Origin of the sequence: Streptomyces sp. NPDC048277 (assembly GCF_040652235.1) — a bacterium.
GTDB lineage: Bacteria > Actinomycetota > Actinomycetes > Streptomycetales > Streptomycetaceae > Streptomyces.
Genome location: NZ_JBEZLQ010000017.1, coordinates 102,351 through 115,626, shown reverse-complemented (window position 1 = coordinate 115,626; position 13,276 = coordinate 102,351). Strand labels below are relative to the sequence as shown.

General features: G+C 73.0%; 12 protein-coding genes. 7 read left to right on the top strand and 5 right to left on the bottom strand.

What is annotated here, in order from left to right; genetic code table 11:
* Positions 1 to 470: 470 nt before the first annotated feature.
* On the top strand, positions 471 to 1,703 hold the full coding sequence (locus AB0D85_RS32355; protein WP_362328094.1) for a beta-ketoacyl-[acyl-carrier-protein] synthase family protein: 1,233 nt from the start codon (positions 471 to 473) through the stop codon (positions 1,701 to 1,703).
* Between the two features lie 158 nt (positions 1,704 to 1,861).
* On the opposite strand, the gene AB0D85_RS32350 is transcribed toward AB0D85_RS32355, so the two are convergent.
* Both AB0D85_RS32350 and AB0D85_RS32345 read right to left on the bottom strand, forming a co-directional pair.
* Entirely contained in the window at positions 1,862 to 3,586 is a 1,725-nt protein-coding gene (locus AB0D85_RS32350) for an alpha/beta fold hydrolase (protein ID WP_362328091.1), read from the bottom strand.
* 127 nt (positions 3,587 to 3,713) lie between these two features.
* Positions 3,714 to 4,634, bottom strand: a complete 921-nt coding sequence (locus tag AB0D85_RS32345; protein ID WP_362328344.1) for a LysR family transcriptional regulator — start codon at positions 4,632 to 4,634, stop codon at positions 3,714 to 3,716.
* A gap of 137 nt (positions 4,635 to 4,771) precedes the next feature.
* On the opposite strand from AB0D85_RS32345, the gene AB0D85_RS32340 reads away from it, so the two are divergent.
* From AB0D85_RS32340 to AB0D85_RS32315, 6 genes are all read left to right on the top strand, one after another.
* Positions 4,772 to 4,855: a putative leader peptide gene (locus tag AB0D85_RS32340; RefSeq protein WP_350760414.1), complete on the top strand. Its 84-nt coding sequence runs from the start codon at positions 4,772 to 4,774 to the stop codon at positions 4,853 to 4,855.
* Between the two features lie 140 nt (positions 4,856 to 4,995).
* Positions 4,996 to 6,111, top strand: a complete 1,116-nt coding sequence (gene sfnG / locus AB0D85_RS32335; RefSeq protein ID WP_362328089.1) for a dimethylsulfone monooxygenase SfnG — start codon at positions 4,996 to 4,998, stop codon at positions 6,109 to 6,111.
* A 29-nt stretch (positions 6,112 to 6,140) separates the two neighbouring features.
* Positions 6,141 to 7,358 carry an acyl-CoA dehydrogenase family protein gene (locus tag AB0D85_RS32330; RefSeq protein ID WP_362328087.1) on the top strand — a complete coding sequence of 406 codons (1,218 nt, stop codon included), beginning with the start codon at positions 6,141 to 6,143 and terminating at the stop codon, positions 7,356 to 7,358.
* A gap of 61 nt (positions 7,359 to 7,419) precedes the next feature.
* On the top strand, positions 7,420 to 7,977 hold the full coding sequence (ssuE, locus tag AB0D85_RS32325; RefSeq protein WP_362328085.1) for an NADPH-dependent FMN reductase: 558 nt from the start codon (positions 7,420 to 7,422) through the stop codon (positions 7,975 to 7,977).
* Between the two features lie 4 nt (positions 7,978 to 7,981).
* Complete coding sequence (locus AB0D85_RS32320) at positions 7,982 to 9,166, top strand: SfnB family sulfur acquisition oxidoreductase (protein ID WP_362328083.1); 1,185 nt, start codon at positions 7,982 to 7,984, stop codon at positions 9,164 to 9,166.
* A 28-nt stretch (positions 9,167 to 9,194) separates the two neighbouring features.
* On the top strand, positions 9,195 to 10,337 hold the full coding sequence (locus AB0D85_RS32315) for an LLM class flavin-dependent oxidoreductase (protein WP_362328081.1): 1,143 nt from the start codon (positions 9,195 to 9,197) through the stop codon (positions 10,335 to 10,337).
* A gap of 172 nt (positions 10,338 to 10,509) precedes the next feature.
* On the opposite strand, the gene AB0D85_RS32310 is transcribed toward AB0D85_RS32315, so the two are convergent.
* Genes AB0D85_RS32310 through AB0D85_RS32300 form a run of 3 tightly spaced genes read right to left on the bottom strand, consistent with a single transcriptional unit; the run spans position 10,510 to position 13,267 of the window.
* Entirely contained in the window at positions 10,510 to 11,097 is a 588-nt protein-coding gene (locus AB0D85_RS32310) for a hypothetical protein (protein ID WP_362328079.1), read from the bottom strand.
* A complete protein-coding gene (locus AB0D85_RS32305) occupies positions 11,091 to 12,578 on the bottom strand; it encodes a HAMP domain-containing sensor histidine kinase (RefSeq protein WP_362328077.1) in 1,488 nt (495 codons plus the stop codon). The genes AB0D85_RS32310 and AB0D85_RS32305 overlap by 7 nt, the downstream gene beginning before the upstream one ends.
* Positions 12,575 to 13,267, bottom strand: a complete 693-nt coding sequence (locus tag AB0D85_RS32300; RefSeq protein WP_362328075.1) for a response regulator transcription factor — start codon at positions 13,265 to 13,267, stop codon at positions 12,575 to 12,577. Before AB0D85_RS32300 ends, AB0D85_RS32305 begins: the two co-directional genes overlap by 4 nt.
* Between the last annotated feature and the right edge of the window lie 9 nt (positions 13,268 to 13,276).

Sequence of the window (13,276 nt, the reverse complement as noted above, 5' to 3'; positions counted from 1 at the left end):
GGGCGTGGTGAATAAATGCAAGGCCCTGTTCGTCTCGCTCCCCCTGTGGCATTACTACCTCACTATGCAGGGGGTCCAAGCATCGCTGCAACAAGTGCATTAGCGGGCCCACTGTCGGGTTATCTGCATAAAATAGGACCGGCTGTGGGCTGTTAATAGTGTTAATGGTCCCTTGTGTGGCCCCCCGGACCGGCCTGGATCTCATGAAAAAGAATGAGGCGCCGAGCTGTTTCCGCCGGGTAGATTCCTCGAAGAAATCAATCGATGTCCGAAGGTGCCGGGAAAGGTCACGGAAAGGGCATGGAAGGCCATGGAAAGGGCCGAAGATATTCTCACCACCGGGGAATTACTCATCTCCATCGTGGCACTGGTCGCGGCCGGTCTCGTCCGGGCCCCGGGAGAGACGCCGGGGAACCTCCCGCCGGCCACGCAAGGCAAGGGACAGGAACACCGCGCGGAAGGAATCCGTCATGCTGCCCGCGACCACTGAAGCGAACCGGCCCGACGTCCTGGTGACCGGCCTCGGAGCGACCACCCCGCTCGGCGGCGACGTCCCGTCCAGCTGGGCGGCGCTGCTGTCCGGCCGCTCCGGCGTGTCCCGGCTGGACACCCCCTGGGCCGGGCAACTGCCCGTCCGCATCGCCGGAACCATGCGTGAGGACCCCGCCGCACGACTGGACCGGATCCGGCAGCGGCGGCTGGACCGCAGCCAGGCGGCCGCGGTGGTGGCGGCCCGGGAGGCGTGGGCGGACGCCGGCGCGCCCGAGGTCGAGGCCGAACGGCTCGCGGTGGTCGTGGGGACCGGCATCGGCGGCGGACTCACGCTCCTCGAACAGGACGACCGCCTCGAGCAGCGGGGCCCCCGTGCCATCTCGCCCCACACCGTGCCCATGCTGATGCCCAACGGCAGTGCCGCGGCGGTCGGCCTGCTGCTGGGGGCCCGGGCGGGCACGCACGCCCCGACCAGTGCCTGCGCGTCCGGCGCGGAGGCACTGGCGGTCGGTGCGCTGCTGATCCGGGCCGGCCGCGCCGACGTGGTCGTCGCCGGGGGGACGGACGCCTGCCTGCACCCCCTGGCGCTCGGCGCGTTCGCCCGGATGCGTGCCCTCTCCCTGCGCAACGACGCTCCGGACCGGGCGTCCCGGCCGTTCGACCGGGACCGCGACGGGTTCGTGATGTCCGAGGGCGCGGGCATGGTCGTACTGGAGCGCGCCGACTTCGCGAGGGCGCGCGGAGCCCATGTGCACGCGGCCATGTCCGGCGCCGGCGTCACATCCGACGCCTACGACGTGACGCTGCCCGCCGCGGAGGGGCAGATGCGGGCCATCGGGGCGGCGCTGCGGGACGCCGGCCTCGCCGGGGCCGACATCGACCATGTGAACGCCCACGCCACCGGCACGCCCGTCGGCGATGTCACCGAGGCCAGGGCCGTACGGGAGGCCGTGGGCCCGCACCCGGCGGTCACCGCCTGCAAGTCCGCCACCGGGCACCTCCTGGGCGCCTCCGGCGCGGTCGAGGCCGTCTTCACCGTCCTCACCCTGGTGCACGGGCTGATTCCGCCGGTCCGCAATCTGGACCGGGCGTCGGACGGGATCGAACTGGACCTGGTGTCCGGCGGGCCGCGGCGGACCCCGGCCCGGGCGGCCCTGTCCACGTCCTTCGGGTTCGGAGGACACAACGTGGTCCTCGCCTTCACACGGTGAGGACCGGTGCCCTCCGGCCGAGCGGGCCGCCGCCCAGCGGGCCGGGCGAAGTCCGCAGCACTTCGGCAGCGCCCCGAAGGGGCGCGGGGAACTGCGCGACCAGCCACGACGGCGCCGCAGACGATCGACTATGTACCGCGGCACTTCCAGCGGAGCGCTTAGCGGGCGCCGACCCGGTCCCGGCAGGACGTCAGAAGGCGCGCGACGGACGCCGGACGGGTGAGCTGGGGACAGTGCCCCGCGGCTTCGACCACCGTGACCGGTGTGTCCACGGTCTCGGTCAGCGGATCCGCCGACCCGACGACGATCTCCACGGGCAGCCGCAACTCCCCGAGCAGACGGCGCAGTTCGGCGCGCTGCCCGTGGGCCTCGCGCAGCGCGGCGATCACCCGGCGCGCCGTCCCCGCACGCCGCAGGTCCAGCGCGAGGGCGTCGAGGCCCGGGCCCTCGGAGAGACCGAGCGAACGGGCCAGGCGGGACACGGGAGTCGCCCGCAGCAGCGGTACGGCCAGGGGCGACCGCAGCAACGCGGAGGACGGCCGCTGCAGGAAGGCCGGCGCGACCAGCACGAGTGCCGAGAGGCGGTCGGGCCGGGCCGCGGCGTAGCGCAGTGCGGGGCCGCACGCGAGCGAGTGCGCCACGAGCACCGGCCGGGTGTCCACGGGACGCAGCAGTTCGGTGAGCCAGTCGTCGAGCGTCCCTTCGCGCGCTCCCGACCTGCCCAGCCCGGGCAGGTCCGCCGCGAGGGAGGGGGCGTCCAGGTGGTCCGCCGCCCCCGCCCACGCGTCCGCGCTGAGCAGCAGTCCGTGCAGCAGGACGTATCCGGGCCGCCGGCGTTCGCCCGTCACCCAGGTCCGGCTGCCGCCCACGCTGTGGAAGCCGTACGGACGGCGGCACGGTCCGGAGCCGCCGAACCGGGTGGCGACCAGGTCGTCGGCCCACCCGCGCAGCGCCTCCTGCACGGGCGCCATGGACAGTCCGTGCGCTTCGGACAGGGCCCGGGCGGAGGCCGTGTCGTAGCGGTCGGTCGACAGGAACGACAGGGTCTCGGGGTCCGCCCGGGTGATCGCGCGGGGCAGCCTGCGCAGCAGACCCACGGGAACCGAGCGACGGGGCGCGCGCACCCCCATGTGCTCGGCCAAGAGGCCCACCAGCGCCGGCAGTTCGGGGGTCGAGTCGTCCAGGACGGCATAGGTACCGCCCTCGCTCCCGGGGTGCTCGGGAAGAGCGGCCAGGAACCGGACGAAGTGGTCCAGGGCCACGACCGGCAGGAAGATGCCGGGACCGCCGGGCAGCGCCCGCAGCCGGCCCCGCCACAGCTCGGAGACCACCGTGGCCAGGCCGATGTACTGTCCCGGCCCGATCACCGTGCTGGGGTTGGCGATGCTCAGCGGAACACCCAGCTCGCGGGCGCGGGTTCGCACCGCGGCGTCCCCCTCCTGCTTCGACGCCTCGTACGCGCCCTGCGCGCGGTAGTCGGGTGCCCGCCCCTCGGCGGCCGCCATGCGGTAGCCGCTGATGTGGACCACCCGGCGCAGCTTCGGCAGGCCGGCCGCCCACTCGACCACCCGCACGGCACCTGTGACGTTGACCGCCCGCGCCTCCGCCGCTTCGATGCCGAACGCGAAGCGCGCGGCGGTGTTGTAGACGTCGCGGACCCCGGACAGCCCGTCCTGGGACAGACCGAGCCCGGGGGCGGTGAGGTCGGCCCGGACCACCGTCAGCGCGGCACGGTCCATGCCCTGTCCGTCGAGCCACGCCGTCAGCTCCGCACCGGAACCGCGCACCGCGGCCGCCACCCGGTGGCCCCGGCGCAGCAGTTCCGCCACGAGGGAGCGGCCGATGAAGCCACCGGCGCCGAAGACGATCGAATCCGAGAGCATGAGGTCTCCTTGCCCGGGCGGAATACGGCTCCAACCGTACCGAAACGCCATGGGCGAAGGGGACGAACCATGACCGCGCCACACGACCGGGACGATCCGCACCGCCCGTGGGCGTCAGCCGTCGTGCTCAGGGCCGCCGCCGGACCGTCCCGCCCAGGTCCCGTGCCCGGCGTACGAACGTCTCGTGCAGGTCCCGCGCCGCCTGCGGCACCGACTCGGCCCGGCGGCGCTGGAGCATCAGCAGCACCCGGGTGGTGTCCCCGGCCAGCGGCCGGCACACGATGGTCCCGTCGCGCTCCAGCGGGTCCCCGACCACACTGAAGTCCGGCAGCACTGTCGCCCCGAGCCCCTCCGCGACCATCAGCTTGCCCATCTCGGCCCCGTCGGTCGAGTACGAGAAGGCGGGCGCACGGCCCGCCAGCAGCCGGTGCACATAACGGTGCATCACATAGCCGGTGCGCATGGCGATCAGCGGCACGGTGAGCAGGTCGTCGGCCGGCACCTCGGCCCGGCCGGCGAGCGGACTGTCCGCCCGTACGCACACCACCGGCCGCCCGCGCAGCAGTTCGGTGGCCTCGAAGCCGGCGGGCACGTCGTCGCCGTCGAGCTGGTTCACCAGGCCCAGGTCGAAACCGCCCTCGGCGAGCCCCCGCTGGATCTCCGTCTGCTGCGCGCCCACCACCTCGACCTGGGTGACCGGATGAGCGGCCCGGAAGTCCCGCAGCACCGGGATGAGCAGCGGCACGGTCGCCGCGTTGACCGTGCCGACGCGCACCATCCGGCTGATGCGGTGCTGCTCACCGGCGGCCACCCGCAGCCGGTCCACCGCCTCCAGTACATCGACGATCCGAGGCATCAGCTCCTGCCCGGCCGCGCTCATCGTCGCCCCGGTCCGCTTGCGCTCCAGCAGGTCGACGCCCAGCTCCCGCTCCAGGTTCCGCACGGTCTCGCTCAACGCGGGCTGCGACAGGCGCAGTTCGTCGGCCGCCCGGCGCAGTGAGCCGAGCCGGGTCACGGCCGCTATGTATTCCAGCTGTTCGATCCGCACCCCGGCAGAATGCGCGGCCATTCAGGACGTGTTCAAGGGTTTCCCTGTCACACGTTCGTGAAATCCCATGGTCCGCGATGCGAGAACGGTCGGGTTTTCCTTGACTGCTCTCGACACCGACTGCGACCATCGACGGCATGAAGATGCGACTGGACCTCACGCGGCGACGCCACGTCGACCTCGCGCGCGTCTCCAGCGCCTCCTGTTGCGCCGCGGCCTGATCCCCCCTCTCCGATCCGCCGCGTTCTCTTCCTCTCTTCCTCCCTCCCTTTTCCCGCCCGAATTCACCGCGCCGCGCCTTCGCTTCGCCGCGCACCCGGTGAATTCCGGCGTGCCCGAAAACCCGCAACAGGAGTTCCGCATGCCCGCCGCGCCCGTGAAATTCGCCTACTGGGTCCCCAACGTCAGTGGAGGACTCGTCACCAGCACGATCGAACAACGCACCGACTGGGGGTACGACTACAACCGCGAACTCGCCGTCCTCGCCGAGAACAACGGCTTCGAGTACGCGCTCAGCCAGGTCCGCTACATGGCCAGCTACGGCGCCGAGTACCAGCACGAGTCGACCAGCTTCAGCCTCGCCCTGCTGCTCGCCACCGAACGCCTGAAGGTCATCGCCGCCGTCCACCCCGGCCTGTGGCACCCCGGCGTTCTCGCCAAACTCGGCGCCACCGCCGACCACCTCTCGAACGGCCGGTTCGCCGTGAACGTCGTCTCCGGCTGGTTCAAGGGCGAGTTCACCGCGCTCGGCGAGCCCTGGCTGGAGCACGACGAACGCTACCGCCGCGCCGAGGAGTTCATCACCGCCCTGCGCCGGATCTGGACCGAGGACCACACCGAACTCGCCGGTGACTTCTACCGGCTGCGGGACTTCTCCCTCAAGCCCAAGCCGCTCAACACCCCCGAGCGCCCGCACCCGGAGATCTTCCAGGGCGGCAACTCCACCGCCGCCCGGGCGATGGCGGGCCGGGTCTCCGACTGGTACTTCTCCAACGGCAAGGACTTCGACGGGGTCACCGAACAGATCAACGACGTCCGCAAGTCCGCCGCCGAAGCCGGCCGCACGGCACCGAAGTTCGGCCTCAACGGCTTCCTCATCGCCCGCGACACCGAGGCCGAGGCCCGCGACACCCTCCGCGAGATCATCGCCAAGGCCGACAGCGAGGCCGTGGCAGGCTTCGGATCCGCCGTGAAGCAGGCCGGTCAGTCCACCGCCGACGGCAAGGGCATGTGGCAGGACTCCGCCTTCGAGGATCTCGTCCAGTACAACGACGGCTTCCGCACCGGTCTCATCGGCACCCCCGAGCAGATCGCGGAGCGCATCGTCGCCTACAAGAAGCTCGGCGTCGACCTCCTCCTGCTCGGCTTCCTCCACTACCACGAGGAGGTCGAGTACTTCGGCCGGCGCGTGCTGCCCCTCGTACGCGAACTGGAAGCCGAACTCCCGGACCCGGAGCCCGAGTCCGCCCTCGTCTGACCCCCCACACCGCGAAAGAGGCCACCCGCATGAGCACCGTCACGCCCGCAGACTGGACGACCCGCCCCGCCCCCGCCACCGCCGACGAGTGGATCGCCCGCGCCGCCGAGGTCGCCGCCGTCCTCGCCACCGACGCCGCCGCCCGCGACCGGGCCGGCGCCACCCCCCACGCCGAGGTCCGACTCCTCAAGGACGCGGGCCTGGTCACCCTGCTCGGCCCCACCGAGCACGGCGGCGCAGGCCAGGACTGGCCCACCGCCTACCGGGTCGTCCGCGAGGTCGCCAAGGCCGACGGCTCCATCGGCCAGCTGCTCGGCTACCACTACCTCTGGTTCCGGGCCGCCCGCCTGGTCGGCACCCGCGAGCAGTGGGAGCAGGTGGAGGCCGAGGCCAGCCGCGGCCGCTGGTTCTTCGGCGGCGCCGTCAACCCCCGCGACAAGGACGTGGTCGTCACCGAGGACGGGGACGACCTGGTCTTCACCGGCCGCAAGACCTTCTCCACCGGCAGCAGGGTCTCCGACGTCACCGTCCTCGAAGGCGTCCTGGACGGCACCGACCAGCATGTCTTCGCGATCGTCCCCTCCGACAGCGAGGGCCTGACCTTCCACGACGACTGGGACAACATCGGCCAGCGCCTCACCGAGAGCGGCGGCGTCACCCTCGACGGCGTCCGCACCCCCTGGTCCTCGGCCGCCGGATACGTCGGCAAGGAGTTCCGGCCGCGCGTCTACAACACCCTCAACGTCCCCACCATCCAGCTGGTGTTCGTCAACTTCTACCTGGGCATCGCGGCCGGCGCCCTGGAGACCGCCGCCACCTACACCCGCACCAAGTCCCGCTCCTGGCTGCACGGCGGCCACGAGCGCGCGGTCGACGAGCCCTACGTCATCGACATCTACGGCGATCTGACCGCCAAGCTCTGGGCGGCCGAGGCCCTCGCCGACGCCGTCGCCGCCGAAGGACAGAAGCTGCACGACGACCCGGACGCGGTCACCCCCGAGGCGCGCGGCGCCTTCGAGGTCCGGGTCGCCGCGATCAAGGCCCGCGCCACCGACGTCGCCCTGGAGACCGGCAACCGGATCTTCGAGGTCACCGGCGCCCGCGCCACGGCCACCGCCGAGGGCCTGGACCGCTTCTGGCGCAACGTCCGCACCCACACCCTGCACGACCCCGTCGCCTACAAGCGCCGCGAGGTCGGCCGCTGGGTCCTCGAAGGCGAACTGCCCGAACCCACCTGGTACTCCTGACCGCCCCCCGCCGGGCGCCCGCCCCGCACGGGCGCCCGGCCCACCAGAAAGAGGCAGCTCCATGGCCACCGTCCTGTCCGTCTCCGGCAGCCCCTCCGCCTCCTCCCGCACCGGCCGTCTGCTGCGCCACCTGGACCAGCGGCTGACCGCCCAGGGCCACGAGGTCGTCCCGCTGGACGTCCGCACCATCCCCGCCGAGGCCCTGCTCGGTGCCGACTTCCGGCACCCCGCCATCGTCGAGGCCACCGAGCTGTTCGCCCGCGCCGACGGGGTCGTGGTCGGCACCCCGGTGTACAAGGCGTCGTACTCCGGCGTCCTCAAGGCCCTCCTCGACCTGCTCCCGCAGTACGCCCTCACCGGCAAGACCGTGCTGCCCCTGGCCACCGGCGGCTCCGTCGCGCACGTCCTCGCCCTCGACTACGCGCTCCGCCCGGTCCTGAACTCCATGGGCGCCGCCCACATAGTCCAGGGCTGGTTCACCCTCGACAAGGACATCACCGTCCGCGAGGACGGCACCCTCGCCCTCGCCCCGGCCGCCGCCTCGGCCCTCGCCCCGGTCGTCGACCAGTTCTCCGCCGCGCTCCACGGGCGTACGCCGGTCCTCGCCGCGGCGAGCTGAACCGATGACCGCCCACGTCATCGCCGACGAAGCCGAGGCCCTCGCCGTGGCGGGGGCCCTGGCCGACGCGTTCCGCGCCGGGGCCGCCGAGCGGGACGCCGAACGCCGCCTGCCCCGCGCCGAGTTGGACCGGCTGTCGGCCTCGGGGCTGCTCGCCGTGACCGTGCCCGCCGAGTACGGCGGCGCCGATGCCGGCGCGCCGACCCTGGCGGAGATCTTCCGGCTGCTCGGCTCGGCCGACGCCAGCCTCGCCCAGATCCCGCAGAGCCACTTCGTGTACGTCAATGTGATCCGTCGTCAGGGAACCGAGGAACAACGCAAGTTCTTCTTCGCGGAACTGCTCGCGGGCGCTCGCCTCGGCAACGCCCAGTCCGAGGCCGGCACGAAGCACGTCCAGGACATCCGGACCCGGCTGGAGCTCTTGAGTGACGGCTCCTATCTGCTGACCGGAGTCAAGCACTACTCCACCGGCGCCCTCTTCGCCGACTGGATCCCCGTCCTGGCCCGCGCCGAGGACGACACCCTGCACGTGGCGTACGTCCCGCGGGACGCCCCCGGCCTCACCGTCGTCGACGACTGGGACGGCATGGGGCAGCGTACGACCGCGGGCGGGACGGTCCGGCTGGACGGCGTCGCCGTCCCCGCCGACCGGGTGCTGCCGCACCACCTCACCTTCCAGGGGCCGCAACTCCACGGCGCGGTCGCCCAGTTGCTGCATGCCGCCATCGACGTGGGGATCGCCGGGGGAGCGCTGGCCCAGGCGGCGGAGTTCGTACGCACCAAGAGCCGGCCGTGGTTCGAGAGCGGGGTGGAGACCGCCGCCGAGGACCCATTGCTGATCCAGCGGTTCGGTGAACTCGCCCTGAGTGTGCGGGCGTCCGAGGCGCTGCTGCGGGAGGCCGCCCGCGCGGTCGACGCGGCTCGCGCCGGGCTCACCGACGAGTCGGCCGCCGAGGCCTCCATCGCCGTGGCCGCCGCGAAGGTGACGGCCGCCGACGCCGCCGTGGAGGTCGCCGGAGCGCTGTTCGAGGTGTCCGGCACCCGGTCGGCCCTCAACTCGCTCAACCTGCACCGGCATTGGCGCGACGCCCGCACCCACACCCTGCACGATCCGACCCGCTGGAAGATCCAGCACATCGGCCGCTACGTGCTGAACGGCACCCTGCCGCCCCGCCACGGCCTGCTCTGACGGACGCCCACGAACGGAGAACCCCCTCGTGTCCCTCACCTTCCACTGGTTCCTGCCCACCAACGGTGACAGCCGCCATGTCGTCGGCGGCGGCCACGGCACCCCGGCCACGGCCTCCGGACGGGACCGGCCGCCGACGGTCGCCTATCTGAGCCAGATCGCCAAGGCCGCGGAGGACCTCGGGTTCGTGGGGGCACTGACCCCCACCGGCGCCTGGTGCGAGGACGCCTGGCTGACCACGGCCATGGTCAGCCGGCACACCGAGCGGCTGAAGTTCCTGGTCGCCTTCCGGCCGGGCTTCGTCTCGCCCACGCTCGCCGCGCAGATGGCGTCCACGTTCCAGCGGCAGTCCGGCGGACGGCTGCTGCTCAATGTGGTGACCGGGGGCGAGAGTCACGAGCAGCGGGCCTACGGGGACTTCCTCGACAAGGACGCGCGGTATCGCCGTACCGGTGAATTCCTGGAAGTCGTACGGGGGTTGTGGGAGGGCGGGACCGTCGATCTGAAGGGGGAGCACCTCAGGGTCGAGGACGCCAGGCTGGCCCGGGTGCCGGATCCGGTGCCCGAGGTGTACTTCGGGGGGTCCTCGCCGGTCGCGGGGGAGATCGCGGCCCGCCATGTCGACGTGTACCTGACCTGGGGGGAGCCGCCGGCCCAGGTCGCGGAGAAGATCGCCTGGATCCGGGGGCTGGCGGCGAAGGAGGGGCGGACCCTGCGGTTCGGGATCCGGCTGCACGTCATCACCCGGGACACCTCCGAGCAGGCCTGGGCGGAGGCGGAACGGCTCCTTGACGGGTTCGATCCGGCGACCGTGGAATCCGTGCAGACGGGGCTCGCGCGCAGCGAGTCCGAGGGGCAGCGCCGGATGCTGGCGCTGCACGGGGGCCGACGGGACGCGCTGGAGATCCATCCCAACCTCTGGGCGGGCATCGGGCTGGTGCGGGGTGGCGCCGGGACCGCGCTGGTCGGCTCGCACGACGAGGTCGCCGCGCGGATCAGGGAGTACGCGGCGCTGGGCATCGAGGAGTTCGTGCTTTCCGGGTATCCGCACCTGGAGGAGGCCTACTGGTTCGGGGAGGGGGTCCTGCCCCGGCTGGCCGCGGAGGGGGTCTGGCGGCACCCCGCCGGGCGGAGCGAGGCACCGTCGGGACTGGTGCCGTTCGCGTCCTGATCGGACGGCGCCGTCGGCGAGGTGCGCGAGGGCGGCGAGGCCGTCCGGACCGTGGTTCAGGCCGGTCCCACCGCTCGTGCGATGCCGTTGCCTTCCACGAGGTGGGTCCGGAGGCCCGGACGGGGCGGGTAGCGGGGCCCGGGGCGACGCGGCCGATGAGCGCCCGGACCGGTCAGGACTCGGGGCAGCGCGCGGAGGCACCCCGGATGGGCCGGCCGTTAGGGGCCGTGACCGTCACCGGGTCGGGTGCGTAGCCGGGGGCGGCCACCCGCTGTGCCGCGTCGGCCGTGCAGACGATCTGCGCCACCGCGAGGCCGGGATCGGTCAACTCACCTGCGGACGCGGACAGTTCGACGGAGATCCGGTGGTCCCGGGCCGTCACCGTCAGCAGGTCCGTGGCGTCGGTCGCCTCGGGCGCGGCGACGGGGCCGCCGTCCGTGGCCGGCACCGCGGGCACCGGCGTCGGCAGCCCCGTGAGCAGCGGCAGCCGCGTGGTCAGCCCCGTGCCGCGCTCCACCTCGGTCGGGCCCAGCACGAGTTCCCGCAGCGCCGACTCGATGTCGCCCGGCACGGCGGTCTCGCGCCGGACGCCGATCAGGGTGTCGCCCCGCAGGAAGTACACCCGCGTCATAGGCACGACCCCACTGGCGGGACCGCCCGCCTGCACCACACCGGTCGTGGGGATACCGCAGGACGTCAGCGCGCACAGCGCCGCGAGGACCGGCAACGCGGAGCGGGCCCTGCGCCGCACTGTCACCATCGGTCCCCCTGGGTTCCCTCGTCGGCGGGCAGGGGGAGCCGCACCGTGAACACGGCGCCCCCCTCGGGCCGGTTCGCGGCGCGGACGGTGCCGCCGTGCACCCGGACGTTCTCCGCGGTGATCGCGAGACCCAGGCCGCTGCCCTCGGTGCGGGCACGGGCGGCGTCCGACTTGTAGAACCGCTCGAAGACGTACGGCAGGACGTCGTCCGGGATGCCGGGCCCGCTGTCCAGCACCTCGATCACCGCGAGCCGGGTACCGCCGACCTCCCCGCCGTCGTAGAGGCACAGTGCCACGGGCCGGGCGCCGTGCCGCAGCGCGTTGCCGACCAGGTTGGCGACGACGACGTCCAGGCGGCGCGGGTCGACCCGGCCGCGCAGGGTGCCGGGCGGCGGCAGGTCGCAGTCCACCAGGCCGTTCCAGGCGCGGGCGTCGAGGGTGCGCCGCAGCGACTCGGCGAGGTCGATCTCGTCCAGGTGGAGCACGGCGGCGCCCGCGTCGAAACGGGAGATCTCCATGAGGTCGTCCACCAGCCGGGCCAGTTTCACGGTCTCCTCGCTGATCAGGCGGACCGCGGTGGCGGTGTCCGGGGCCAGCCGGGCGGCGTCCTCGTCGAGGACGTCGGTGACGGCGGACATGGCGGCGAGCGGGGTGCGCAGTTCGTGCGACACGTCCGCGGCGAACCGGCGGGCCCGGGCCTCCATGCCGCGCAGCTCGGTCACCGACTTCTCCAGCGCGGCGGCCGTCTCGTTGAACGTGTGGGACAGATCGGCGAGTTCGTCGGATCCGTCGACGGAGAGCCGGGTGTCGAGGCGTCCCTCCGCGATGCTGCGGGTGGCGCGGCGCAGTGCCCGGACCGGGCGGAGCACTCCGCGGGCGGCCAGCAGCGCCAGCAGCACGGCGAGCGTCAGCGCGGGCACGGCGGCCCGTTCGGCGGCGGTGACCAGGGCGTCGACGTAGGCACGTTCCGTGGTCTGCGGAACCGTCAGGAAGACATGGACCCCGGAGGGGTACACGCCCTTGGCGGGGGGATCGGCGAAGGTGACCGACATGCCGACGACGAGCGCGGTGCCGTCGCCGACGGCCACCCGCTGGAACACGGTGGCGATGCTGGACCCGACGGACTCGCGCAGGGCGGGGGTCAGCTCCTTGAAGGAGTCGTCCTGGACGGAGGTGGCGCTCAGCCGGCCGTACGTGGCCATGACCCGCCAGTTGCCGGTGGGCTCGGCGCGGGCCACGTCCGCCGCGAACCGCTGCAGTTCACCCTCGGCCGGCGGGAAGAAGAGATCCGGGGCGAGGCGGCCGACCTGGGTGCGCAGCTGCTGGATCACGGCGTCCTGGCTCTGCTGGAGCACGCCCGTGCGGGCCTCACGGAAGGTCAGGGCGCCGGTGGTGGCCGCGGTGACGGCGGCGACGAGGGTGAAGGCGAGCACCAACCGGACGCGCAGGCCGCGCAGTTGGGGGAGCCTGGGACGCCTCACCGGGCCGCGAACCGGTAGCCGAAGCCGCGCACCGTCTGGATGTAGCGGGGTTCGCGCGGTGGCTCGCCCATCTTGACGCGCAGCCGCCGGACGCAGGCGTCCACCAGCCGCGCGTCCCCGTGGTAGCTGTGCTCCCAGACCGCTTCGAGGAGCTGCTGCCGGCTGAACACCTGACCGGGGGACGCGGACAGGGTGAGCAGCAGCCGGAGTTCGGAGGGCGCGAGCAGGACCGGCACACCGTCGCGGGTGACCGAGAGCCCGGCCCGGTCGACGGACAGCTCCCCGTAGGTGTCGATCCTCGGTATCCCGCCCTCGGCGGGCGCACCGCCCGCTCGGCGCAGCACCGCGCGGATGCGCGCCTCCAGCACCCGGGCCTGCACGGGCTTGACCACGTAGTCGTCGGCGCCCGCCTCCAGTCCCACGACGATGTCCTCGTCGTCGCCGCGCGCGGTCGCCATGACGATCGGCAGGGTCTGGTCGAGGGCGCGGATCCGCCGGCACACATCAAGTCCGGGCAGTCCGGGCAGCATGAGGTCCAGCACCACGACGTCCGGCCGGAAGGACCGCACCCGTTCCAGCCCGTCCTCCCCGGTCGCGACGGCGGCGAGCTCGTGACCCTGGCGGCGCAGGGCGAGGGCCACTCCCTCCCGCACGGCACGGTCGTCTTCGATCAGCAGAACGCGTGGCATGCGCTCAGT

What these genes read in the sequence shown, in the direction of transcription:
- sfnG (WP_362328089.1), top strand. Translation starts at nt 4,996, where the DNA reads ATGCCCGCCGCGCCCGTGAAATTCGCCTACTGGGTCCCCAACGTCAGT.
- AB0D85_RS32350 (WP_362328091.1), bottom strand. Translation starts at nt 3,586, where the DNA reads ATGCTCTCGGATTCGATCGTCTTCGGCGCCGGTGGCTTCATCGGCCGC.
- AB0D85_RS32320 (WP_362328083.1), top strand. Translation starts at nt 7,982, where the DNA reads ATGACCGCCCACGTCATCGCCGACGAAGCCGAGGCCCTCGCCGTGGCG.
- AB0D85_RS32310 (WP_362328079.1), bottom strand. Translation starts at nt 11,097, where the DNA reads ATGGTGACAGTGCGGCGCAGGGCCCGCTCCGCGTTGCCGGTCCTCGCG.
- AB0D85_RS32340 (WP_350760414.1), top strand. Translation starts at nt 4,772, where the DNA reads ATGAAGATGCGACTGGACCTCACGCGGCGACGCCACGTCGACCTCGCG.
- ssuE (WP_362328085.1), top strand. Translation starts at nt 7,420, where the DNA reads ATGGCCACCGTCCTGTCCGTCTCCGGCAGCCCCTCCGCCTCCTCCCGC.
- AB0D85_RS32355 (WP_362328094.1), top strand. Translation starts at nt 471, where the DNA reads ATGCTGCCCGCGACCACTGAAGCGAACCGGCCCGACGTCCTGGTGACC.
- AB0D85_RS32330 (WP_362328087.1), top strand. Translation starts at nt 6,141, where the DNA reads ATGAGCACCGTCACGCCCGCAGACTGGACGACCCGCCCCGCCCCCGCC.
- AB0D85_RS32300 (WP_362328075.1), bottom strand. Translation starts at nt 13,267, where the DNA reads ATGCCACGCGTTCTGCTGATCGAAGACGACCGTGCCGTGCGGGAGGGA.